The following is a 23,792-nucleotide window of genomic DNA, read 5'->3' as shown; positions in this document are numbered from 1 at the left end:
AAAACCTCGCTGAACTGGAGCGAAGGCTGTGAACCAGAAAGATCTCAAGCGTTACAAGAAGATGCTCGAGGACAGCAAGGCGAGCCTGCTCGAGAGCGCCAAGAAGACCCTGGTGGAGGAGTCCAGTTTCGACACGGACGACCTTCCCGATGAGATCGACCTGGCGTCTTCCGAGTATGCGCAGTCAATGGTCTTCCGTCTGCGGGACCGGGAGAAGTTCCTGTTGCAGAAGATCGAAAAGGCGCTGGTCCGCATCGAGGACGGCACCTTCGGCGTCTGCGAGCGGTGTGAAGAGGACATCTCGCCCAAGCGCCTGGATGCGCGCCCGGTGACGACGCTTTGCATCCGCTGCAAGGAAGAGCAGGAGAAGAAGGAGAAATCCTACGGCTGAGCACCGAGGCAGTGAGGGCCGCGCGGGGGATACCCCCGTGCGGCCCTTGGCATTTCAGGACGTGGGCGCTTGGATTTCCACGCGCAGCAGCTGACGGCCAATGAGGAAGTGGTCCCCGTTGTCCACGAAGGTCGGGCCCGACAGGCGGATGAAGGTGCCGTTGGACGAGCCCACGTCCCGGACCTGCAGCCGGTCCTGCCGCACCTGCAGCACGGCGTGCCGCCCGGACACGAAGCCGTCCGTGGGGAAGGTGAGGTCACCTTGCTCGCGGCCCAGGAGATTGTCGCCTTCGCGCAGGGGGAAGGCGCCGCCTCGCAGGCCTCCCTCCAGCAGCTGCACCAGCCGCAGCCGGTAGCCGGGATCCTGTGAACCCCAGACCTGGGTTCCACCCGGTCCCGTGGCCGCGGTGGGAATGGGCTCCAGCACCAACCGCTGGCGCCCCAGGCGCAGCTCGCCGCCGGGGGGCAGCTCTCGCTCCTGGCGCAGGCGGACGAAGACGCCGTTGGCGCCGCCCACGTCTTCCACGGCCAGCCGGACGCCGGAGAAGAAGAAGCGGACCTGGAGCGGCATGATGAAGGGGTCGTCCGTGAGCGAGATGTCCGCCTGCTGGCCGCAGGTGAGGGTGTCTCGCTGCATGCGGACGACGGACTCGGGGCCGCCATCGGCGCGCACCACGCGGATGGAGACCTGCGGGCGCGAAGCGACGCTGGCGACGGCCATCACCATCGTTCCGGAGCGCAGCGGCGAGCCGCAAGCGCGGCAGACGGAGGCGTCCCGAGGATTTTCGGTGTCACAGCGGGGGCAGTATTCCATCGCGTCCATGGAGGGCTAGGGGTTGTACCAGGGCCGGGGCTCGGTTGCTCGACTTGCGTTGCACGCGGCTTGCCCCCCACCCGAGCGACGTGATGAAGTCGGTGTCCCACCCCTTTGGGGATCGTTTCCTTGCACTGCCCCTCCTGCGGCGCTGACGCCCAAGAATCTTCCCGTTTCTGTCCCGCCTGTGGCGCGACCCTCGTGCGCACGCCCGATACGGACGAGTACGTCGGCAAGACGATTGCCTACAAGTACCGGGTCGAAGCCCTCATTGGCGAGGGCGGCATGGGCAAGGTGTTCCGCGCCCGGCAGCTCTCCCTGGACAAGGTGGTGGTGCTGAAGGTGCTGCGGCATACGCTCCTGTCGGACGAGCGCACCGTGGCGCGCTTCCAGCGCGAGGCCAAGGCCGCCAGCCGCCTCAACCACCCCAACTCCATCAGCGTGCTCGACTTCGGCCAGGCCGAGGACGGGGCCTTGTTCATCGCCATGGAGTACGTGGCGGGGCAGGACCTGCACCAGATTCTCAGCCGCGAGTGGCCCCTGAACGAGGGGCGCGTGGTCCGCATCGTCAGTCAGGTGCTGAGCGCGCTGTCGGACGCGCACGGCGCCGGCGTCATCCACCGCGACCTCAAGCCAGAGAACATCATGGTGGAGCCGCGACGCAACGAGCCCGACTTCGTCAAGGTGCTGGACTTCGGCATCGCGAAGATCACCGACTCCACGGACGACGGTCCGGCGCTCACCCGCGCGGGCTTCGTGTGCGGCACCCCCGAATACATGTCGCCCGAGCAGGCGCGGGGCTCACAGCTCGACCACCGCTCGGACCTGTACGCGGTGGGCGTCATCCTCTACCAGTTGATGACGGGCCTGCTGCCCTTCGAGTCGGACTCGGCGGTGGGCTTCGCCACCAAGCACCTGACCGAGGAGCCGCCGCCGCCCACGCGCCGCCGGCCGGATGCGCGCATCTCTCCGGCCATGGAGCGGCTCATCCTCCGGGCGCTGTCCAAGAACCCGGCGGACCGGCCCGCCAGCGCCGAGGCCTTCAAGGCCGAACTGCAGGCCGTGGACAAGGAACGCCGCCGCATGGAGTCGGCGCCGCGGCGCTCGGCCGCCTCGTCGGCGGTACTGGCGCCGTTGCCGCGCAAGTCCGCCGCCAGTCCGCAGAGTGATGTCCGGGATGCCACACTCCCCGGGTGGGGCAACGAAGTGACCATGGAGGCCACGGTGCGCGCCCTGCCGGGTGTGCTGGAGCCGTTGCCCGCGAACGCCGACGCGATGGCCGCCACGCGTGAGCACACGGACTCGCTGGTCCACACGCAGCCGGGGGCCGGCGGCAGCAGCGGGGTGGCGTTCTTCTTCAAGTCGCTGACCATCCTGCTGGTGGTCGCCGCGCTGGGCTTCTTCGCCTACTACTTCTTCATGGGCGCGGGCAGCGGGGGCGCGCAGGACCTGCCCTATGCGCTGCCCACGAATGCGCCGGTGCCGGCGGGGGCCAACAACTCCGCCGTGGGCGCGAGCCCCGACGTGCCGCTCTACGACCGGGCCATTGTCTCGGGCGCGCGCAACGTCGAGCGCGCGCTGGAGCTGGCGCGAGAGGGTGACAAGGCACTGCAGCGCGCGGACGTGGGGCTGGCGGCGACGAAGTACCGCGAGGCCTTCAGCCGCAGTGGTGACCCGGAGCTGGCCCTGAAGCTGGGCGAGGTCTACTGGCACCGGCAGAACCCGGACAAGGAAGAGGCCCGGGGCTGGTGGAATCGTCACCTGCGCGAGCAGCCCGCCTCCAAGGCGCGTGCCCTCATCGAGCAGCGCCTGAGCGGCACCGTGGCGCAGCCCGCGTCGCCCTGAGGGGGGCGTCACGAGGGGCGGTGTCGGCTTGCCGCCCCGGGACACGAAGCTTCAGGGGCACCGGGGCGCATGCCCCACGGCACAGCCTGCCTCGCGTCAGCCCAGCGTCTCCACCTGAAGCACATGCTGTCCCAGGCGGACGCGGTCTCCCGGGCGCAGCGGACGCTCGACGCCGCTCGCGAGGCGCACATAGGTGCCCAGGCCCCCGGACAAGTCCCTCAGCAGGGCACCGGTGGGCGTTGGGGACAGCTCGCAGTGGCGGCCCGCGAGGCCCTCGTCGCCTGGGAAGCTCAAGTCACAGTGGGCCAGGCCGATGGTGAGCAGCGGCGCCGCCGTCACCACCGCGCGTCCCGCCCGGCCACCGACGAGCATCTCCTCCACACCGTAGACGGCCTGCCCCAGTGGCACCGGGGCGCCGTAGATGGCGGGCCGTCCCGTCACGGGGGGCTGGGGCTCCAGTCGGCCCGTGAAACGGAACAGGCGCTGGCCCGCGCTGAAGTGGGTGCGCGGGGTGAGGGCTTCCGTGCCCCCCACCGTGACGAAGACGCCCGAGGCGCTGGACTCGTCCCGCACGTACAGCGCGCCATCCTTCACCAGGAAGGTGGCGTGTAGGGGCGACACGAAGGCGTCGTCCGCGAACAGGATGGCGCCGCGCTGGCGGCCCACGACGCAACCGGTGACAGGCAGCTTGTAGCGCTGGCCCCGGGCGGAGCCCGCGATGACCGCGAGCCCGAACCGGGAGGCGGCCGGAGGGGCGGGGCGCGGCGCCGTGGTCGCCACGCCGGCCCGGCTGGGCATCGCGCTGTCCGGAACTGGCGGGGGCGGACGGGTGGTGGCCGGGCCTGAGGCGCCGCCCGTGCGGGCCATGATGCCCGGGGGCGCCGTGGGGGTGCGCTGCTGCGGCCGTTCCACGGTCAGGCCCGCGGCGGTGGGGGGCGGCGTCCGGGCAGAGGGGCGCAGGCCCGGTGGAATGGCGCTGGGAGCGGGTGGAATCACCGGCTCCGCCACCTTGCCGCCGGGGAAATTGGACACCGCGACCGGCCGGCTGCCGGGCGGCGTACCAGGCCGGGGGACGGCGAGGGGCGGCTTCGTGGCGGCGGGGCGGGGCGCGGCAGCGGGCTCGCCCAGCGCCTGGCCGCAGAGCACACATGCAGCCGAGCGAGGCGAGTTGTACCCGTCACAGTTCGGGCAGACCACGGCGAGGGAGGACAGCAGGAGCTGTGACATGTGCGGAGGCGAATCTACGGGGCCGTAAAACACCGGGTCAACGAAAGCGAACGCACCAACTGGGGTGTCCCAGAGGGAGGTGACGTCCAGGTGTGGGGCAACGTTGCCCCTCCGTTGGTGCAAAGTTACGATTGCTCCTCATTCGATGATTCGCCTGAACGACATCCTCCAACGGGTTTCCCAGTACCACCCCGACCCCGACCTGGACATCATCAAGAAGGCCTACGTCTATTCGGCCAAGGTCCATCAGGGTCAACTCCGGAAGTCAGGCGAGCCCTACCTCGTCCATCCGCTCGAGGTCGCCGGCATCCTGGGCGAGCTCAAGCTGGACGAGGCGTCCATCGTCACCGGACTCCTTCACGACACCATTGAGGACACGCTGGCCACCGAGGAGGAGCTGACGGAGCTCTTCGGTTCGGAAGTGGCCCACCTGGTAGACGGCGTCACCAAGCTGTCCAAGTTCTCCGCATCCGCCAGCCTGTCGCAGGAGGAGAAGCAGGCGGAGAACTTCCGGAAGATGATCATCGCGATGGCGCAGGACATCCGCGTCATCCTGGTGAAGCTGGCGGACCGCACGCACAACATGCGGACGTTGGACCACATGTCGGAGGAGAAGCAGGCCCGCATCGCGCAGGAGACGCTCGACATCTACGCGCCGCTGGCCAACCGGCTGGGCATTTCGTGGATCAAGACGGAGCTGGAGGACCTGAGCTTCCGCTACGTCAAACCGCAGGAGTTCTTCGCGCTCCAGGCGAAGCTGAACAAGCGCAAGAAGGAGCGGGAGAAGTACATCGAGGACACGTGCGACGTCATCCGCTCCAAGCTGGCCGAGCGCGGGCTGAAGGGCGAGGTGAGCGGCCGCTTCAAGCACGTCTACAGCATCTACAAGAAGATCAAGTCACAGGGCATCGACTTCGATCAGATCCACGACATCATCGCCTTTCGCATCATCGCGCCCACCGCGCCCTCCTGTTACGAGGCGCTGGGGCTCGTGCACGAGATGTGGAAGCCGGTGCCGGGGCGCTTCAAGGACTTCATCGCGATTCCGAAGCCCAACATGTACCAGTCGCTGCACACGACCATCATCGGTCCGCTCAGCGAGCGCGTGGAGGTGCAGATCCGCACCTTGGAGATGCACAAGATCGCCGAGGAAGGCATCGCCGCGCACTGGAAGTACAAGGAGGGCAAGGCCGTCATCTCCAAGGATGACGAGAAGTTCGCCTGGCTGCGGCAGCTGATGGAGTGGCAGCAGGACCTGAAGGACCCGAAGGAGTTCCTGGAGACGGTGAAGGTGGACCTCTTCACCGATGAGGTCTTCGTCTTCACGCCCAAGGGCGACGTGCGCTCGCTGCCTCGCGGCGCCACGCCGGTGGACTTCGCCTACGCCATCCATTCGGACGTGGGCAACCGGTGCGTGGGCGCCAAGGTGAACGGGAAGATCGTCCCGCTCCGCTACAAGATGAAGAACGGGGACACGGTGGAGGTGCTCACCAGCCCCCAGCAGCACCCGTCCAAGGACTGGCTCACCTTCGTCAAGACGAGCCGGGCGCAGCAGCGCATCCGCGGCTTCATCAAGCAGCAGCAGCGCGAGAAGAGCCTCCAACTGGGGCGCGAGCTGGCGGACCGCGAGCTCAAGCGCTTCCAGCTCAACTTCAACCGGTTGGTCAAGTCCGGCGAGATGAAGAAGGCCGCCGTGGACCTGGGCTTCCGCGTGGAAGACGACATGCTGGTGGCCATTGGCTACGGCAAGGTGACGCCGCAGCAGCTGTCGCACCGGCTCGTTCCCCAGGAGAAGCTCAACGCCGCGGAGGCCGGGGGGCGTGGGGACGCCAACCCCGCCGCCGCGACAACCTCGGGTGGAACCGGCAACTCGGTGCTGCCGGGCCTGTCCCGGGTCACCGACCTGGCGAAGCGGCTGGTGGGCCGCAGCAACCGCAGCGGCGTGCAGATTGGCGGCGTGGACGATGTCCTCGTGCGCTTCGGGCGGTGTTGCAACCCCGTCCCCGGAGATCCCATCGCGGGCTTCATCACCCGGGGGCGGGGCGTCACGGTGCACACGGTCGGCTGTGAAAAGGCACTGGCCACGGACCCCGAGCGGCGCGTGGACGTGTCGTGGGACGTCCGGGGCGACTTCAAGCGCCCCGTCACCCTGCGCGTCCTCACCGCGGACCGGCCGGGCCTGCTGGCGGACATCACCAACACCTTCTCCAAGAAGGGCGTCAACATCTCCCAGGCCAACTGCCGGGCCACCGGAGATGACCGGGCGGTGAACACTTTCGAGGTCATCATCTCCGACCTCAAGCAGCTCACCGACCTGATGCGAACCATCGAGCGGCTCCAGGGCGTCTACTCGGTCGAGCGCATCTAACCGCCTTCGCCTTTCGTGGTAGAGCGCCCGGAAACCCCGGCGGCCCGATTCGGGCCGCTCTCACCCCGAGGTGCGCCGCATGGCTCGCAAGGCAATCCACTCCGACCAGGCCCCCAAGGCCATTGGCCCGTATTCCCAGGCGGTGCAGGTGGACGCCGGGAAGATGACCTTCCTCTCCGGCCAGATTCCGCTCGACCCCGCCACCATGGAGATGGTGCAGGGCGACGTCGTCGTGCAGGCGGAGCGGGTGATGGAGAATCTGAAGGCCGTGCTCGCCGCCAGCGGGCTGGACTTCTCCCACGTCGTGCGCTGCACCATCTTCCTCACCGATCTGGGCGACTTCGCCCGGGTGAACGAAGTCTATGGCCGCTACTTCACCGGCGCGCCGCCGGCCCGCGCCACCGTGCAGGTGTCCGCGCTGCCGCGTGGCTCCAAGGTGGAGATTGACGCCATCGCCGTCTCCTGAAGCCAGGGCTGGAAAGACGAAGGCCGCCGGACTCAGAGGAGTCCGACGGCCTTTGTCGCGTCAGGGCACCCGGGCCCCGGCGGGAACTACTTCGAGTCGGCCACCGCGCCGCCGAGCTTCTTCAGCTCCTCGTCGATGACGCGCTTGAACGCGTCCACGGGCACGGCGCCCACGAGCGTGCGGCCATTGATGAAGAACGTCGGGGTGCCGTTGGCGCCCAGCTGGCTGGCCTGCGCCATGTCGGCCTCGATCTGCGCGTTGAACTTGCCCTGGTCCAGCGCGGCCTTGAACTTGTCCACGTTCAGGCCCAGCTCCTGCGCGTACTTCTCCAGCGAGGCGCGGTCCAGCGCGCGCTGATTGGCGAAGAGCTTGTCGTGGTACTCCCAGAACTTGCCCTGCTCGTGCGCGGCCAGCGCGGCGGCGGCGGCCAGCTTGGCGTTGGCGTGGAAGGGCAGCGGCTGGTTCTTGAAGGCGACCTTGATCTTCCCTCCGTACTGGTCCTCCAACTGCTTCAGCGTGGGCACCACGCGGCTGCAGAAGGGGCACTCGAAGTCGGAGAAGGCGACGATGGTGACGGGCGCGTTCTTGTCGCCCTTCACCGGGGCGTTGCCCACGTCCACCTTCTGGACCGGGGGCTCGGCCGGAGCGCCAGGGGCCGCGGCGGGCGCCGTCGGGGCGTTGGCGACGTTCTCCGCGTTCAGCTTGGCGTAGAGCTCCTCGGGCTTGGTGCCGGCGGCGAGCAGCTTGTCCGCCTTGCCAATCTCCTCGTCGATGACGCGCTTGAAGGCCTCGAAGGGCTGCGCGCCGACGAACTCACGGCCGTTGATGAAGAAGGTCGGGGTGCCGTTGGCGCCCAGGGCGTTGCCGGCGGCCATGTCGGCCTCGACCTTCGCCTTGAACTTGCCCGAATCCAGGGCGGCCTTGAACTTGGCGAGGTTCAGGCCCAGCTCCTGCGCGTACTTCTCCAGCGAGGCGCGATCCATGGCCTTCTGATTGGCGAAGAGCTTGTCGTGGTACTCCCAGAACTTGCCCTGCTCGTGCGCGGCGTGCGAGGCCTCGGCGGCCAGCTTCGCGTTCGGGTGGAAGGGCAGCGGCTGGTGACGGAACACCACGCGCACGTCCTTGGCGTAGCTCTCCTTGATCTTCGACAGGGTGGGGCCCACGCGGCTGCAGAAGGGGCACTCGAAGTCAGACCACTCGACGATGGTCACCTTGGCGGTGGCCGGGCCGAAGGAGGGCGAGTCCGAGGGGATCTCCACCTTGCGGACCGCGGCGGCGGGCTGCTGCGGCTGCGCCTTGGGCGCGGCACGCTCGGAGCCCTTCTCGATGATCTTCGCGTACACCTGCGAGGCGGGCACGCCGCTCTTCACCAGGTTCTCCGCCTTGACCAGCTCCTCGTCGATGAGGGCCTGGAAGTTGGCGATGGGCTGCGCGCCCGACAGGAAGCGGCCGTTGATGAAGAAGGCCGGGGTACCGCTGGCGCCCAGCTGGCCGGCCAGGGCCTGGTCGCGGGTGATGATGTCCTGGAACTTGGGGTTGTTCAGCTCGGCCTTCCACTTGTCCAGGTTCAGGCCCAGCTCCTTGGCGTACTGCTCCAGGGACGCGTCATCCAGCTTCTTCTGATTGGCGAAGAGCTTGGCGTGGTACTCCCAGTACTTGCCCTGCTCGCCAGCCGCCATCGCGGCGATGGCCGCGGGCTTGGCGCGCGGGTGGAAGGAGAGGGGGTTCTGCTTCATCACCACGCGGAGCTTCTTGCCGTACTGCTCCTGGAGCTTCTCGATGGTGACGTTCGCCCGGCTGCAGAAGGGGCACTCGTAGTCGGAGAACTCCACCACGGTGACGAGCGCGTCGGCGCTGCCGTGGGTCGGCGAGTTCTCGATGGGCACCTTGAACACGGTGGGATCCACCGGACGGCGTCCACCCGGCGCCGGGGCGGCGGGAGAGTTCGGTGCGGCCTTGGCGACTTCGGACTTCGTGGACGGGCCAGTGGTGACGCGGCCGCCAACGAACCCGAGCACCAGGCCGACCAGCAGGGCCACGATGACATTGGGCTTCATGAGTGGGTCTTGCTCCTTCGCCATGGGGCCGGCATTGTGGGCCCGAGCGGGTTTTCAACGAGGGCAGAGGGCGGCGGTCTTAACAGAGGGAATTCCAGACGCGCAAGCAAGCCGCTCTGGCCTTCCAGGGAGCCGCGCCCCCTCAGGGGCCCCAAAACTCGGGAGACTTCGGAAAAATTCCGTCAGAGTCCCGATCATGGACGCCGCCGTGCGCATCGACACTCGAGGGGCCTTGTGCCCCATGCCCATCCTGGAGCTCGCCAAGGCCATGAGAGCCCTGGCGCCAGGGACGCTCGTGGAGCTCGTCTCCACGGATCGCGGGTTGGAGGCGGACCTTCCCGCATGGTGCGAGGCTACGGGGAATCCACTGGTCCGCATGGAGCGCCGGGAGCGCCTCTACGTGGGCTGGGTGCGCAAGGCGGGTTGAGCCGCCTGCCGCCAGCCCACGCCTTGCTTCAGAGCATCTGCAGGACGCGATCTTCCAGGCGCTGGCCGCGGCTGACGCCCAGGATGAGCACGTCGTGCTGCAGCAGGTGACGCACCACCTGGCTGATGACCTCTTCGGGCGCCACGCCGCCGCTGAAGCGCACGCGCAGCACGGTGTCGCTCTCCATGCGCGCGTCCGTGACGTGGGGCATCACCGTGAGCTCCGGGATGATGACGCTGCCGCGAGCAATCTGGACGCGGAACTCGGCGCCCTGGCCGGTGAGCTCATTCATGCTCCCCGCCTGGGCGAGCGTGCCCTTGTCGAGGATGGCGGCCGCGTCACACAGCTCCTCCAGCTCCTGGAGGTTGTGGCTGGAGACCACCACCGTCTGCCGGCCCTTCATGTCGCGGATGACCTGGCGCACCTGGGCGGCGACGCGCGGATCCAACCCGGCGGTGGGCTCGTCCAGCAGCACCAACGGCGGGCTGCCCATGAGGGCCTGGGCCATGGCGGCGCGCTTGGCCATGCCGTGGCTGAGCGCCTGCGTCTGGACGTTCCAGGCCTCCATGAGGCCCACCTTGTCCAGGGCCTCGCGCGCCTCACGCTCCGGCTCGGCCAGGGCGGACAGCCGCGCCCAGTACGTCAGCAGCGCGCCCACTTCCCAGCCGGGCGGCAGCACCGCGTCCTGCGGCAGCGCGCCCAGGCGGCCCTTGAGGGCGCCCGGGGTGGTGGGGTCCACATCCATGACCTTGAGCGAGCCCTCGGACGGGTAGAGGTAGCCGCACATCATGGAGAAGGTGGTCGTCTTGCCGGCGCCGTTGGGGCCGATGAGCCCGTACACCGCGCCCTTGGGCACGGAGAAGCTGACGCCGTTGACGGCGACCTTGGGGCCGAAGCGCTTGGAGACGCCGAACAGTTCAATGGCCACGTCGCTCACAGGTCCCTCGCGCGCAGGATGCCGTAGGCCGCCATCAGGAAGACGAACGCGAAGACCGCGTAGGCGGCTCCGCTCGCGCCGAACTGCGCCAGGCCCGGATGCAGCAGGTCGCCGGCGTAGTACGACGGGGACAGGTAGCGCAGGAAGCGCAGGTTGCCCGTGTCACCCGAGGCCCGGCCGATGGTGTCCATCAGCCAGAAGACGAACAGCAGGATGAAGTTGAAGACCAGGCTCACCGCTGGCGAGCGGAACAGGCTGGAGCACAGCGTCGTGAGGGCCACGTAGGCCAGCGAGAAGACGATGGCCGCCAGCCAGAACTTCAGCAGGTTGAGCGCCACGGCGGGGAAGCTGAAGTCCGGGTTGGCCACGCGGGCGTAGATGAAGATGGCCAGGTCGATGATGAGCACCAGGCCGAGCAGCAGCGTCGCCTGCGTCAGGAACTTGCCCAGCAGCACCGACGAGCGTCGCGCGCGCACCGTGAGGTAGCGCATGGAGCGTGGGCCCACTTCACCGCTGATCTGATCGAAGCCCATCAGCGCGATGTACGCGGGCAGGAAGAAGAGGGTGATCTTGAAGACGATCAACACCTCCAGCGGCACCTGCGCCAGGGCCTCGATCATCGCGGAGTCGTTGCTGGTGAGGAATCCCAGCACGCCCTTGCGCATCTCCTCGTTGAGCTGCACGGAGGCGCTCGCATCCGCGCCCGCGCCTTCCAACTGCTTGGCGACGGCGCTGCGGACTTCGCCCGCGAGCCAGCCGACCACCAGCAGCACCAACGCGGAGAACATGCTGTAGAGGCCGAGCAGCACCACCGTCCGGCCACTGCGCACGGCCCGGCGGAGCTCGGCGCTCCAGATGACCACCGTTTCTTTCAATCCGTCCAAAGTGTGGGCGAACCTAGCGGAGTTGCACACCCCTCCGCCAAGTTTCTGATTTCACCGAGGGACGGAAGCGACCAGGGAGGCATCCGTGGACAGCGCGCCCCCAGCCGGTAGGATCCAGCCGTCGCTCACCCCCCGGAGCCCCTCGTAGCAATGCGCTTCCACCGCCGTCTCCTGTCCGCCGCCGCGCTGCTCCCCCTGGTCCTCGTCATTGGAGCGACCGAGCCGGAGCAGCCCGCGTCCGCCGGTGTCTCCGAAGACGGTGGGGTGGTGGTCGCCGCCCCTGGCACGGCGTCGCAGGCCGCCCAGGCGGACGCGGGGACGTCCGGGGCCGCCACGGCGTCCCAGGGCGCCCAGCCTGATGCGGGGACTTCCGGATCCGCCGCCGTCTCCGCCGCAGCGGTGCTCGGGGGCGAGTCGCCGGACGGCGGACTGGCGGCGCTCGCCGCGGAGCCGGGGATGGTGCCCCCCGTGCCCGTGCCCTCGCGCGAGAAGGCGCCGCCCATCGCCACGGTGAAGCCGCTTCCCAAGTCCGCGGACCTCATGGGGCGCGCGACGCTGGAGGGCGGGAAGCTGGTGGTGAAGGAGAAGGGCGGCAAGAAGAAGCAGCTCACCATCGACCCGGTGCTGCAAGCGTCGCTGACGCAGATCCTCCGCAACTACGAGACGCCCTACGGCGCGGCCGTGGTGCTGGAGCCGTCCACCGGACGGGTGCTGGCGTTGGCGGAGCATTCGGCGGCGAGGCCGGAGCTGCGAGGGCTGCCGGTTCGCGCGGTGTTCCCCGCGGCCAGCATCTTCAAGGTCATCACCGGCGGCGCGCTGCTGGAGGCCGGCGTCACGCCGGATACCGAAGAGTGCTTCCACGGCGGCAAGCGGCGCATCTCCGAGAAGCACCTGCAGGACAGCGAGCGGGACAGCTCCTGCTATTCGCTGGCGCTGGCCATGGGCAAGAGCGCCAACGTCATCTTCGCCAAGCTGACGAACAAGCACCTCACGGTGGACTCGCTGCGCCGCATGGCGGCCCGCTTCCGTTTCAACCGTGAGATTGAGTTCCCCGTGCCGACGGATGTGTCGCTCGCCGCCATCCCCGAGGAGACGTTCAGCCTGGCCAACACGGGCGCGGGTTTCGGGGACGTGTACCTGTCCCCGCTGCACGGCGCGCTCGTCGCCGCGGTGGCCGCCAACGAGGGCCGCTGGGTGGACCCCATCCTCTTCGAGCCCGAGGGCCCGGCGCCGCTGCTCCCGGTGGAAGGCGAGCCCGTCCTCACGCCGGAGGTCGCGAAGGACCTCACGGCGATGCTGGAAGAGACTGTCACCAGCGGCACCGCGCGCGCCGTGTTCCGCGAGCGTGGCTTCCGCGTGGATGACGCCGTGGGCAAGACGGGCTCACTGGCGGATCGCGAGCCCTTCCGCGACTACTCGTGGTTCGTGGGCTTCGCGCCCAAGGACAACCCGCGTGTCGCCGTGGCCGCCATCATCGTCAATGACCCGAAGTGGCGCATCCGGGGCACCTGGCTGGGCCGCGAGGCGCTCCGCCTGGGCTTGGAGCGGATGCCCGCGCCGGTGGAGATGACGGCCCCGGCCTCCGCCGCTGGCAAGCACTGACGCTGCCGTCAGCGCGGCGCCAGCTTCACCAGCGCCGCGTCCACGAAGCCGGCGAAGTACTTCAGCGCATCCAGCTCCTGCAGCGGCGACACGTGGACGATGGCGGCCACGTCGCGCCGTCCATCGATGCGTGACAGCAGGTAGCGCTCCGGCGCGGAGAGCTGGAGCGTCTTCAGGTGCCCGGGCGCGACCTGAAGCGTGGGGACCCTGGGCGGGTCGGCCAGCTCCCGGCGCAGGTGCTCCAGGAGCTTCTCCTGGGCCGCCTTGACGAACTCCGCCGTGCGAGGGGAGGGCGACATCTCGTGCGCTCGCCGCGCCAGCGCCTCGCCGTCCCGCGCGTTGCCCGCGTCGAGGAAGAGCTGCGCGGCCTGGAGCACCTCGTCCGACGACGTCTCCGAGCCGATGATGCCCCGCTCTCCGTTCTCCTCCTCCACCACGGACATCTCGGACTCGGGCGGCTCGTCGGACACCTTCACCGCGTCCAGGCGATAGAGCGCATACAGCCGCTGGTAGAGGAAGAAGTCCGTGGCGTGCAGCGCCAGCGCGATGCCGTCGATGGTGAGGCCTTCCTTGATGAGCTGGACGATGCGCTCGTCCATGCTCCCGGGCTTTCGCTCGGGCAGCTTGCGCTCGTCCACCGAGAGCCGGACCGCGCCGGAGGGGAAGACGGCGTGGATGGCCTGCCAGGCCGTCTCCCGGAACTCGCCCTCGCGGTGGACGTCCAGCAGGTCCACGCTGACTTCCAGTCCCGCGACCTCTGGCGCCGTGTCCGCCGCCTCGAAGAGGAAGTCGCCGTCCTCCCAATGGAAGGCGTCGAGAATCATCTCCCGGAACTTGTGGCTGAGCGTGCCGCGAACGGTGGCTTCCGGCACCAGCCCCGTCATCACCAGGATCTTCCCCAGGAAGATGCGCGTCTGCGCCTGGGTCGAAAACGCCTTCTCCAGCTGGTCCTCGGTCAGGTGCCCCATATTGATGAGGAACTGACCGAAGAACTCGCGCGGCTGGTTGGAACTGGCGCTGACCACATGGCCTTCGCGCAGTTCGAGTTGCTTGCGCACGTCCCCACGCTCCACCTTCAGGGACCCCGTCGCTCGCCGGTTCCCAAGATAGACGACGAGGTCCTTGAGAGGCATCGTCGAGAAGTCGCCAGACAAGCCACGCATTAACCGTTCATCCTGCCCCGCATGCGCGTCGATATCTACTCGAAACCCAATTGCTCCCTCTGTGACAAGGCGGCCGCCGTCGTGGAGTCCGTGCGCGCTCGCATCCCCTTCGAGCTGCGGATCATCTCCATCCTGGAGGATGCGGAGGCCTTCACCGCCTGGCGTTACGACATCCCCGTGGTCGTCATCGAAGGGGTGCCTGCCTTCAAGCACCGCGTGGACGCCGCGGAGTTCGAGGCGCGGCTGCATGAGGTCAAAGGTGGCACAACCATTGCTAAATCCGCTGCCCAGAATGGGTAGCCCGCTTCCCTTCTCTAGTAAATTCGAGGGGATGTGGAAGTCAGGATGGGGTTCGAGGCTGTAAATCCGGGGTGGGCCTCGAAAAGCGGCGGAGAAAAGTTCACGCGGGAAGGTGGAACGGTGGGTGTGCGAAGGAAGCGAGTGGGCAAGGCCGGACAGCCGCCCACCGTGCTCGTCGTCGAGCCACGAGCGGCAGACCTGGAACAGACCCGGCTGCTCCTGGCGGAGGCCGGCTTCCGGGTGGTGCCCGTGACGCGCTTCGACGCGGCGGTGCCACTCTTCGAGGTCATCCGACCAGCCGCGGTGCTGCTGGCCGCGCAGGCGCCTGACTTCGCGGCCGTCCAGGTCGCGCGCCGGTTGCGGCAGCTCAGCCATGGCGCGGTGCCGCTGCTCTACCTGGTGGATGAGCGGGACGCCGAGGCCCGGCGGTACTGCCTGGAGCGGGGGCAGTGCGTGGACCTGGTGCCTCGTTCGGGCAGTGGCTCGGAGCTGGCGACGAAGCTTCACGCGCAACTGAAGCTGAAGGACGCGGTGCTGCGGGCCGCCGCGGGGGAGGAGGCCGGCACGGCCCAGGCGCTTCATGACCCGGTGACGGGGCTCTACAACCGGCCCTTCCTGCTGGAGCTCATCAGCCTGGAAGCGCGGCGGGCGGAGCGCTACGGCGGTGGATTCTCCGTGGTGGCGGCGGAAGTGGGGGGCTGGTCGGCCTTTCGCAAGGAGTTTGGACGCGGCATGGCGGAGCGTCTGCTGGTGTACAGCGCGGTGGTGTTGGGGCAGACGGTGCGCGACGCGGACGCGGTGGCACGGGTGGGTGACTGTCAATTCGCGCTGATGCTCCCGGGAACGCCCGCGGAGTCGGTTCAGGAGGTGGTATCCCGCGTGGCGGCGCGCTTCGACACGGCCCGCTTCCAGGTGGAGGGGAAGGTGGTGCGCACGTCACTGGAGCTGGGAACGGTGAGCTTCCCGGATTCGGTGGGCACGCCCACGCAGCTGTTGAGCGCGGCGCAGCAGGACATGCGACGCGCGCGTGAGTATCGCCGGATGGTCGGGAGCACGTCCCGGCTGTCGGTGTGAGGGTGGGTAGGACTTCGATGCAGCGGGCGAGTGGAGGCGAGGGGATGGACCGGATCGCGGTGCTGGTGGTGGATGACGAAGAGGCGGTGCGCACGTTTCTGTCCGAGCTGCTCGGAAGTGCGGGGTACCAGGTGCGCTGTGCCGCGAGTGGCACCCAGGCGCTGGAGATGCTCTCAGGGGGCTCCTTCGACGCGGTGTTGCTGGACGTGGTGATGCCCGAGATGAGCGGCCTGGAAGTGCTGCGCCGTTACCAGTCCATGGGCGGCGGCGCGCCCGTCATCGTGCTCAGCGCGCTGGCGGGGGCGGACGACGCCGTTCGGGCGATGAAGATGGGCGCCAGCGACTACCTGGCCAAGCCGTTCGGCAACGACGAGCTCCAGGACGCGCTGGCCCGGGCCCTGGGGACGCGGGCGCCGGAGCGTCAGGCCGTGGCGCCCATCTTGCCCTCGCGCACGGTGATTCCGGTGGTGGATTCGGCGCAGGAGCAGCGCGTCCTCATCTCCACCTCGCCGGCCATGCGCCGCGCGCGTGCGCTGGTGGAGCGCATCGCCGACACGGACGTCCCCGTGTTGCTGCTGGGGGAGTCCGGCACGGGCAAGGAGGTCATCGCGCGGGAGATCCACGCGCGCAGCCAGCGGCGCAACCGTCCGTTCATCAAGGTGAACTGCGCGGCGCTGCCCGGCGAGCTGCTGGAGAGCGAGCTGTTCGGCCACGAGCGCGGCGCCTTCACCGGCGCCACCGCGGAGAAGCCCGGCAAGTTCGAGCTGGCCGACCAGGGCACCATCTTCCTGGACGAGATTGGCGAAATGGCCATCCGGCTCCAGGCCAAGCTGCTCCAGGTGCTCCAGGACGAGGAGTTCTTCCGCGTCGGTGGCAAGAAGAGCGTGCGCGTGGACAGCCGCGTCGTCGTGGCCACCAACCGCGACCTGGAGAAGGAAATCGCGCTGGGCAACTTCCGCGAGGACCTCTTCTATCGCCTCAACGTGGTGGCCATCCGCCTGCCGGCGCTGCGCGAGCGCCGCGAGGACGTGGTTCCGCTGACGGACCACTTCCTCAAGAAGTACGGCCGCGGCTACCTCAGCGGCGTGTCCGAGCTGCCCACGGAGGTGCTGCACGCCTTCGCGGACTACGACTGGCCGGGCAACGTGCGCGAGCTGGAGAACATGGTCCGCCGGTTGTGCGTGCTGAAGGACCCGACGCTGGTGCTCGACGAGCTGCGGGCCGCGGTCCGCGCTCCCGCGAGCGCGCCGTCCCTGCCCACGTCCTACGCGGGTGACGACGGTGGCCCCTTTGGCCGCGCGCACGACGAGGGCTTCCGCACGCCGCCGCCCGCCGTGCAGGTGCTGGAGATGCCGTCGCGCGGCGCCGCCTTCGGCCTGGCGTCCGTCGCGCCGCTGGCTCCGCCCGCGCACGCGCCCATGGTGATGGAGTCCGCGAACGCGGTGGTGCCCGCGCCGCGCTACGTCAATCCCTTCGACGTGCCGCAGCCGCCGCCGCCGCCCGCGCCCACCGGGGAGCTGTCGCTGAAGGACATCGGCAAGCGGGCGGCGATGCTGGCCGAGCGCGAGGCGATTCTCGCCATGCTCCAACGCACGGCGTGGAACAAGCGGCGCGCGGCCACCAAGCTGCGCATCAGCTACAAGGCGCTCCTCTACAAAATCAAGGAGTGCGGCATCATCGACCCGCGCGCGAGCGCGGAGCTGTAGGCGCGCCGTAACCGTCGCTTGCACTGTCCCCGCGGTCTCGCTATCGCGGGGACATGATGCCTCCTCTCGTCCTCCTGGGGTCTGGGTACACGCTCACGCGGCTCGCCGTGGCGGAGGCCCGCGCAGGGCGCGACGTGTTGGCGGCCACGCGCGACGCCGCGCGCCGCGCCGAGCTGGAGCGCGCCGGGGCCCGCGTCACCGACCTGGAAGATGCGCTGACGCGCACGGCGGGGGCTCACGTCGTCGTCTCGGTGCCGCCCGACGCGGGGTTGGACACGCGCATCGCCTCGGCGCTGGCCGACCAGGTTCCAGCGCGGCTCGTCTACTTGTCCTCCACCGGCGTCTATGGCCGTGCGCGGGGCCACGTGGACGAGGAAACCCCGGTGGAGCTGTCCACGCCGTCGTCGCGCGAGCGCATCGAGGCGGAGTCGCGTTACCTGCCGCTGGGCGCCATGGTGATGCGCATCGCCGGCATCTACGGGCCCGGGCGCGGCATTCACACGCGCCTGCTGTCGGGGTCGCTCCGGCTGCCGGAAGGCGGCGGCGGACGCATCTCCCGCATCTACGTCGATGACCTGGTGGAGTCCATTCGCGTGGTGCTGACGCGCGGCGAGCCCGGCGCCTTGTACTGCGTCGCGGATGACCGCTCCGCGCCCACCGAGGAGCCAGTGGCCTGGCTCAGCCAGCGCCTGGGCGTGCCGATGCCGCCCCGCATTCCCCTGGAGCAGCTCAACGAGACGGTGAGAGGTGACCGCGACATCTCCAACGCGCGCCTGAAATCGCTGGGCTGGGCGCCGCGCTACCCGGACTTCATCTCGGGGTACACGGCGCTCCTGAAGGCGGAGGGCCACGGCGCCGGACCGACGCAGCTCGTCATCCGCAGGCTGGTGGCGGAGGACGCGGAGGCGTTCAAGGCGCTGCGGCTGCGGGGGCTGCGGGACAACCCGGAGTCCTTCGCGGCCTCGGTGGAGGAGGAGGCGGCGCTGTCCTTGGAGACCGTGCGTGGCTGGCTGGTGGGGGCGTCTCAGTGTGTCCTGGGCGCCTTCGACGGTGGGCAGCTCGTGGGCGCGTTGGGGCTGAAGCGCGAGTCCCGGGCCCGGCTGGCGCACAAGGCGGTGGTGTGGGGCATGTACGTGGCGCCGGAGGTCCGCTCGCGAGGCGTGGGCCGGCGGTTGCTGACCTCGCTCATCGACGAGGCGCGGAAGATGGGCGGCCTCAAGTGCCTGCTGCTCGCAGTCTCGGTGGGGAACGCGCCCGCGCACGCCCTGTACCGCTCACTGGGGTTCCGGACCTATGGCGTGGAGCCCAACGCGCTGAAGGTGGGGGAGACGTTCCTCGATGAGGAGTTGATGGTCCTCACCCTGTGAGCGGAGGCGGGTGACAGATTCTTGAGGGGCTGGTGTTCCAGGAGACGCGCGAGGCCGGAGGCGGCAGGACACGGGACCGAGGGCTTTTCGCCGCGCTGGAGACGCACTGCGCATGGCCCCTGGCACCCCTGACTGGCTTCTGGAGCGAATCATCCTGCGCGAACTGCCGCCAGAGGCGCTGTCCGCCGCGCGAGCCCGGCTCGAGCGCGAGCCCGGTGGCGCCGCGAGGCTGGCTCGGCTGGAAGCGGACTCCCGCCAGACGCTGGCGCGTCATCCGCCCGCCGAAGTCGCCGCCGAGGTGGCCCGGCGCGAGCGCGAGTCCCAGGGCCGCACGGAGACGGTGCGGCGCGGCAACTCGCAAGGGTGGCATGGGCTGTCACTCAGCGTCCCCGTGGCCGCCTCGCTGGCGCTGCTCTTCATGTCCGCGCCGGAGGAGCAGCCGGAGCCGTCCAATTCACCGGTGCCGCTCATCGTGATGCTGGACACCGTGCGCATCAAGGGTGGGCCGCGCCTGCGGGTCCACCGGCAGGGCGCGGGCGAGCCGGAGTTGCTCGGTGAACAGGCGCGGGCGCGCAGCGGTGACGTCCTGCAACTCAGCTACGTGTCGGGTGGAAGCCGCCATGGTGTCGTGGTGTCGGTGGATGGGCGCGGCGCCGTGACGCTGCACCATCCCTCGACGCTGTCGGGAAGCACGGAGCTGGGCCCCGGCGAGGCGGTGCCGCTGACCCATGCCTACGAGCTCGATGACGCGCCGGACTTCGAGCGCTTCCTCTTCGTGACGTCCGATGCCCCCCTGGAGGTGGCGTCGGTCCTGGAGGCGGCGCGCGCGCTTGCCCGGCGGCCCACCGACGCGCGCACCCTGCCGCTGCCACTTCCGGATACCCTGGGCCAGACGTCCTTCACGTTGGAAAAGGTGCGGTGATGACGCGGTCCCTCCTGTTTTCGCTCCTGCTCGTGCCCGCCCTGGCCGCCGCGGCGCCCTCGGCCTCGGCGCCGCAGGCGTCGGTGCGCCGCTTCGCGCTGCTGGTGGGCGTCAACGACGGGGGCGAGGGCCGTGCCCGGCTCCGGTACGCCGTCACCGATGCGCGCTCGTTCGGCGACGTGCTGGAGGAACTCGGAGGGGTGCAGCCGAAGGACAAGCTGCTGCTGATGGAGGGCGACCGCGCGGCGCTGGAGGCCGCCCTGGTCCGCTTCAAGGCGATGCTGGCGGCGGCGACCACGCCGGGCACGCGCATCGAGGCGCTCGTCTACTATTCGGGCCACTCCGACGAGCAGGGGCTGCTCCTCCAGAAGGACCGCTTCGGCTACCGCGAGCTGCGCAAGGCGCTGGAGTCGCTTCCCGCCGACGTGCGCATCGCCATCCTGGACTCGTGCGCGTCCGGCACGTTGGCCCGCCAGAAGGGCGGAGTGCGGCGTCCGGCCTTCATGGTGGATGCGTCCTCCGCGGTGCGAGGCCATGCCATCCTCACGTCGTCTTCCGAGGATGAGGTGTCCCAGGAGTCCGACCGCATCGGCGGCTCGTTCTTCACCCACAACCTGGTGTCCGGCCTGCGCGGCGCGGCGGACGTCTCAGGGGACGGCCGGGTGACGCTGCACGAGGCCTACCAGTTCGCCTTCCACGAGACGCTGGCCCGCACGGAAGAGACGCGGGCCGGGGCGCAGCACCCCGCGTATGACATCGAGCTGGCGGGCACGGGCGACCTGGTGATGACGGACCTGCGCTCCACCGCCGCGGTGCTCGTCCTGGGGGACCTGGTGGACGGGCGGCTCTACGTCCGTGATTCCCAGGGACGCCTGGTGGTGGAGCTGAAGAAGTACGCGGGCCGCACCACCGAGCTGGGGCTGCAGAAGGGCCGTTACTCGGTGATGCGCAAGGTGCTGGACCAGACCTCGCAGGCGGAGTTCGAGCTGGGGGAGGGCGGCCGGACCGTGCTGGCGGCCTCCGCCTTCCGCGCGGTGCAGGGGGAGCTGACGGCCATGCGCGGCGGTGGGCCCCTGCCGGCGAGTCTTTCGTCGGGCGCCGGCGCCGGCGTGGCGGACGTCGCAGCGGCGGGCAGCGGGCACCGCTCGCGCTTCTTCAACGTGGGCTTGTTCCCCGGCCTCCAGACGAATGACCTGATGAACGCCGGCGAGCCGGTGGACAACCATCTCTCCGTGTCCATGGGCGTGTCCCGCATGGCGCGGCTGGACGGCGTGGCGATGGCCCTGGGCGCGAACGTGGCCACGGACAAGGTGGACGGGTTGCAGTTGGCCCTGGGCGCCAACGTGGTGCGGGGCGACATGTCGGGCACGCAACTGGCCGTGGGCGGCAACTGGGCGCACGGAAAGGCGGAGGGCATCCAGGCCGCGATCGGGCTCAATGTGGCGCGGTCCAGCGGCTCGCTCGGGCAGCTCGCGGTAGGCGCCAACGTGTCCGGCACGTCGCTGGTGGGGGCGCAGCTGGCCGTGGGCGGCAACTGGACGGCGGGGAACGTCGACGGTGTGCAGGGCGCGGTGGCGTTCAACCATGCGCGGGACCGGGTGACGGGCCTCCAGGTGGCCGTGGGCCTGAACTGGGCGGCGGAGGCCCGGGGCGCGCAGCTGTCCCTCGTCAATGTGGGCGGTGACGTGAAGGGCGCGCAGGTGGGCATCGTCAACGTGGCGGGGCGGATGAGCGGCCTCCAGCTGGGGCTCGTGAACGTGTCGCGGGAGCTGGAGTCCGGTGTTCCGGTGGGCCTGGTGAGCATCGCGCGCAACGGCCAGTTCCACGTCGAGGCCTTCGGTAATGACTTCAACTACGCCAACACCGCCATCAAGGTGGGCAGCCGCTACCTCTACACGACGCTCGTGTTGGGCATGGGCACCATGGAGGGCGCGCGTGGCCCCAGCCACTGGTCGCTGGGCCTGGGGCTCGGCGCGCACATCCCCATCTCCGAGCGCTTCTTCCTGGACGTGGACGCGGTGACGAACACCCTCTACGGCTGGAACCTGTCCTTCGAAGGCGACCGCCGCCTGCACCAGCTCCGGCTGGTGGCGGGGGTCCAGGTGGCGCGGAACCTGGCCATCATCGGCGGGCCCACGCTCAACGTGTTGCATGACTCCAACGGCGAGCCCGTATCGAACCTGAGCCGTCTGTCGAACCTGGACGCGGGGGGCGTGCTCCTGTGGCCCGGTGTACAGGTGGGCCTGCGCATCTGAAGTAGGGACCAATGGCTCCCATCAGCGGGACGAAAGCGCGCCCAGGAATGACGTCTTTCCATGGGGACTTCTCCGGTGAGAGGCTGACCCTCCGGCCCAGGAGCGTGGCCGGTGTCACCCTTGAGCAGGGGGAGAGATGTCCAAGTTGCTGTTCGCGGCCTTCAATGACGGCGTGAGCCTGTCCATGGCGGGCAACCACGAGGCGGCCATCCTCGCTTTCGACAAGGTGCTCGCCGTGGACCCCAAGCACGTCCCGGCGCTCACCGCGAAGGGCGCGTCACTGGCCACGCTGGAGCGCTTCGAGGAGGCGCTGCGCTGCTTCGAGCGCGCCATCGAAGTGGACCCCACCGAGGCCGAGGCCCACCGCGACGCGGCACTCTGCCAGCTGGAGCTGGGGGAGCCGGAGGCCGCCGCGCAGCTGCTCCAGCGCGCCACGCAGCTCAACCCCACGCCGGGCTACCGCGAGTCCGCCGCCGTTCAAATCTACGCCCTGGGCAACGCGCTGCTGACGCGGGGCTCCCGTCGCCCGGACAAGGCCCGCTACCGCCAGGCCCGCCACGTCTTCGAACTGGCGCTGACGCTGTCTCCTGGCTTCGCCGAGTGCGCCCGGGCCCTGGCAGACGTGTGGGAGCACCTGGGCGACCCCGCTCAGAGAGATCACTACGCCCAGCTCGCCACCCGGCTCCGCCCCGTGCCGGCCTAGCAGGCGGCCCGCCGGGGCCTGGACGGGACGCAGCCCCCTTCCGGTTTCAAGTCCGGACGCGGCAAAGCGGTTCGAAGTGTTACATCTGCCGCGGCCATTTTCCGCAACGCTTCACGCAATTCGCGTGTAGTACGACAACGCCGCCCGGGAGAACTGAAGATGATCGTCATGCTCGAGCCGGACTCGCCTGAGTCCGTGGTGTCCGCCGTCCTCCAGGTTGCTTCCCAGTACAAGGGAGTGACGCCGCGGACGCACGTCATCGGTGGCTCCGAGTACACGATTACGGAGGTCTACCTGCTGGGTTCCACCGCGCAGGTGCCCGTGGAGCCCTTCGAACAGATTCCCGGCGTGCGGCAGGTGGTGCGCGTGTCGCAGAAGTACCGCGTCATCGGCCGGCACAAGGGCCAGCGGACGTCCGCCGGCTTCGAATACAACGGCGTCACCTTCGACGAGCGCTCCGTGAATGTGTTCGCCGGCCTGTGTGCCGTGGACAACCCGGAGAACGTGGACACGATGATGGCGGCGCTTGCCCGCTTGGGCATCCGCACCACGCGCATGGGCGCCTACAAGCCCCGCACCAACCCCTACGAGTTCCAGGGCCTGGGCGCCGCCTGCCTGCCCTGGGTGTTCGAGTCAGCGGGCAAGCACGGCATCAAGGTCATCGCGATGGAGGTGACGCATCCGCGTCACATCGACGAGATTCGCGACGCGCTGGAGCGCTCCGGCAACGCCACGGGCGTCATGCTCCAGGTGGGCACGCGCAACGCGCAGAACTTCGAGCTGCTCAAGAGCATTGGCCAGCAGCGTGTCTTCCCGGTGCTCTTCAAGCGCGGCATGGGCATCACCCTGGAGGAGTCGCTCAACGCGTGTGAGTACGTGGCGAGCGAGGGCAACCCGAAAATCATCTTCTGCCTCCGCGGCGTGAAGACGCACCTGGGTGACCCGCACCGCAACATGGTGGACTTCGCCCACGTGCCCGTGGTGCGCCGGCTGACGCGCCTGCCGGTGTGCGTGGACCCTTCGCATGCCATTGGCCAGGCCGCGCCGCCGCCGGACGGACTGCCGGACATCTTCCACGCCATTGGCCAGGGGCTCATCGCGGGCGCGTCCATGGTGCTGGTGGACTTCCACCCGCACCCGGAGGCCGCCCTGTGTGACGGCCCCCAGGCCCTGCGCATGGAGCAGCTCCCCGCGTTGCAGCGCTACGTCCAACTGGTGCGCTCCGCGTACGAGACGGCCGTGCAGAGCGGCGACGGGCTCCAGGGCACCAGCGCCTGAGCGAGCC

20 protein-coding genes are annotated in these 23,792 nt (G+C 69.4%); 14 read left to right on the top strand and 6 right to left on the bottom strand.

The window, feature by feature from the left end; all coding sequences use genetic code 11:
- Positions 1-28 precede the first annotated feature (28 nt).
- Positions 29-391 carry a TraR/DksA family transcriptional regulator gene (locus tag BLU09_RS34325; RefSeq protein WP_011553247.1) on the top strand — a complete coding sequence of 121 codons (363 nt, stop codon included), beginning with the start codon at positions 29-31 and terminating at the stop codon, positions 389-391.
- Between the two features lie 54 nt (positions 392-445).
- On the opposite strand, the gene BLU09_RS34320 is transcribed toward BLU09_RS34325, so the two are convergent.
- A complete protein-coding gene (locus BLU09_RS34320) occupies positions 446-1,213 on the bottom strand; it encodes an FHA domain-containing protein (RefSeq protein WP_090495192.1) in 768 nt (255 codons plus the stop codon).
- 120 nt (positions 1,214-1,333) lie between these two features.
- Between BLU09_RS34320 and BLU09_RS34315 the strand changes: the two genes are divergently transcribed.
- A complete protein-coding gene (locus BLU09_RS34315) occupies positions 1,334-3,049 on the top strand; it encodes a serine/threonine-protein kinase (protein ID WP_143043247.1) in 1,716 nt (571 codons plus the stop codon).
- Between the two features lie 96 nt (positions 3,050-3,145).
- Here BLU09_RS34315 and BLU09_RS34310 read toward each other — a convergent pair whose 3' ends face one another.
- A complete protein-coding gene (locus BLU09_RS34310; RefSeq protein WP_244172280.1) occupies positions 3,146-4,276 on the bottom strand; it encodes an FHA domain-containing protein in 1,131 nt (376 codons plus the stop codon).
- A gap of 145 nt (positions 4,277-4,421) precedes the next feature.
- Here BLU09_RS34310 and BLU09_RS34305 point away from each other — a divergent pair, with 145 nt between their 5' ends.
- Both BLU09_RS34305 and BLU09_RS34300 read left to right on the top strand, forming a co-directional pair.
- Positions 4,422-6,644: a RelA/SpoT family protein gene (locus BLU09_RS34305; RefSeq protein WP_090495184.1), complete on the top strand. Its 2,223-nt coding sequence runs from the start codon at positions 4,422-4,424 to the stop codon at positions 6,642-6,644.
- 70 nt (positions 6,645-6,714) lie between these two features.
- The gene (locus BLU09_RS34300; protein WP_174256994.1) at positions 6,715-7,110 is read left to right on the top strand and encodes a RidA family protein; all 396 of its coding nucleotides are present in this window, start codon (positions 6,715-6,717) and stop codon (positions 7,108-7,110) included.
- An 86-nt stretch (positions 7,111-7,196) separates the two neighbouring features.
- Here BLU09_RS34300 and BLU09_RS34295 read toward each other — a convergent pair whose 3' ends face one another.
- The gene (locus BLU09_RS34295) at positions 7,197-9,167 is read right to left on the bottom strand and encodes a DsbA family protein (RefSeq protein ID WP_090495238.1); all 1,971 of its coding nucleotides are present in this window, start codon (positions 9,165-9,167) and stop codon (positions 7,197-7,199) included.
- 196 nt (positions 9,168-9,363) lie between these two features.
- Here BLU09_RS34295 and BLU09_RS34290 point away from each other — a divergent pair, with 196 nt between their 5' ends.
- On the top strand, positions 9,364-9,594 hold the full coding sequence (locus BLU09_RS34290; protein WP_090495178.1) for a sulfurtransferase TusA family protein: 231 nt from the start codon (positions 9,364-9,366) through the stop codon (positions 9,592-9,594).
- Between the two features lie 28 nt (positions 9,595-9,622).
- Here the strand turns inward: BLU09_RS34290 and BLU09_RS34285 are convergent, their stop codons facing one another.
- Both BLU09_RS34285 and BLU09_RS34280 read right to left on the bottom strand, forming a co-directional pair.
- A complete protein-coding gene (locus tag BLU09_RS34285) occupies positions 9,623-10,531 on the bottom strand; it encodes an ABC transporter ATP-binding protein (RefSeq protein ID WP_090495174.1) in 909 nt (302 codons plus the stop codon).
- Complete coding sequence (locus BLU09_RS34280; protein ID WP_090495171.1) at positions 10,528-11,445, bottom strand: ABC transporter permease; 918 nt, start codon at positions 11,443-11,445, stop codon at positions 10,528-10,530. The genes BLU09_RS34285 and BLU09_RS34280 overlap by 4 nt, the downstream gene beginning before the upstream one ends.
- A gap of 120 nt (positions 11,446-11,565) precedes the next feature.
- Between BLU09_RS34280 and BLU09_RS34275 the strand changes: the two genes are divergently transcribed.
- Entirely contained in the window at positions 11,566-13,017 is a 1,452-nt protein-coding gene (locus tag BLU09_RS34275) for a penicillin-binding transpeptidase domain-containing protein (protein WP_090495169.1), read from the top strand.
- An 8-nt stretch (positions 13,018-13,025) separates the two neighbouring features.
- Here BLU09_RS34275 and BLU09_RS34270 read toward each other — a convergent pair whose 3' ends face one another.
- Positions 13,026-14,180: a DUF4388 domain-containing protein gene (locus BLU09_RS34270; protein ID WP_090495167.1), complete on the bottom strand. Its 1,155-nt coding sequence runs from the start codon at positions 14,178-14,180 to the stop codon at positions 13,026-13,028.
- Between the two features lie 21 nt (positions 14,181-14,201).
- Between BLU09_RS34270 and BLU09_RS34265 the strand changes: the two genes are divergently transcribed.
- The 8 genes from BLU09_RS34265 (at position 14,202) to BLU09_RS34230 (ending at position 23,785) form a co-directional block, all read left to right on the top strand.
- Positions 14,202-14,480, top strand: coding sequence for a glutaredoxin family protein (locus BLU09_RS34265; protein ID WP_090495165.1), 279 nt, complete (start codon positions 14,202-14,204; stop codon positions 14,478-14,480).
- 45 nt (positions 14,481-14,525) lie between these two features.
- The gene (locus tag BLU09_RS34260) at positions 14,526-15,554 is read left to right on the top strand and encodes a GGDEF domain-containing protein (protein WP_090495163.1); all 1,029 of its coding nucleotides are present in this window, start codon (positions 14,526-14,528) and stop codon (positions 15,552-15,554) included.
- Between the two features lie 44 nt (positions 15,555-15,598).
- The gene (locus tag BLU09_RS34255; RefSeq protein WP_090495161.1) at positions 15,599-17,260 is read left to right on the top strand and encodes a sigma-54-dependent transcriptional regulator; all 1,662 of its coding nucleotides are present in this window, start codon (positions 15,599-15,601) and stop codon (positions 17,258-17,260) included.
- A gap of 53 nt (positions 17,261-17,313) precedes the next feature.
- Positions 17,314-18,627, top strand: coding sequence for a GNAT family N-acetyltransferase (locus BLU09_RS34250; protein ID WP_090495159.1), 1,314 nt, complete (start codon positions 17,314-17,316; stop codon positions 18,625-18,627).
- Between the two features lie 112 nt (positions 18,628-18,739).
- Positions 18,740-19,549, top strand: a complete 810-nt coding sequence (locus BLU09_RS34245; protein ID WP_090495158.1) for an ActD protein — start codon at positions 18,740-18,742, stop codon at positions 19,547-19,549.
- A complete protein-coding gene (locus tag BLU09_RS34240) occupies positions 19,549-21,804 on the top strand; it encodes a caspase family protein (RefSeq protein ID WP_090495156.1) in 2,256 nt (751 codons plus the stop codon). The genes BLU09_RS34245 and BLU09_RS34240 overlap by 1 nt, the downstream gene beginning before the upstream one ends.
- A gap of 136 nt (positions 21,805-21,940) precedes the next feature.
- Positions 21,941-22,507: a tetratricopeptide repeat protein gene (locus BLU09_RS34235; RefSeq protein WP_090495153.1), complete on the top strand. Its 567-nt coding sequence runs from the start codon at positions 21,941-21,943 to the stop codon at positions 22,505-22,507.
- Positions 22,508-22,666: 159 nt separating this feature from the next.
- Complete coding sequence (locus BLU09_RS34230) at positions 22,667-23,785, top strand: hypothetical protein (RefSeq protein WP_090495150.1); 1,119 nt, start codon at positions 22,667-22,669, stop codon at positions 23,783-23,785.
- The last annotated feature ends 7 nt before the right edge of the window (positions 23,786-23,792 follow it).

The organism is Myxococcus virescens (genome assembly GCF_900101905.1).
Lineage (GTDB): Bacteria > Myxococcota > Myxococcia > Myxococcales > Myxococcaceae > Myxococcus > Myxococcus virescens.
Note: the sequence above shows the minus strand (reverse complement) of the source record. Positions and strands in the feature narration are given on the sequence as shown.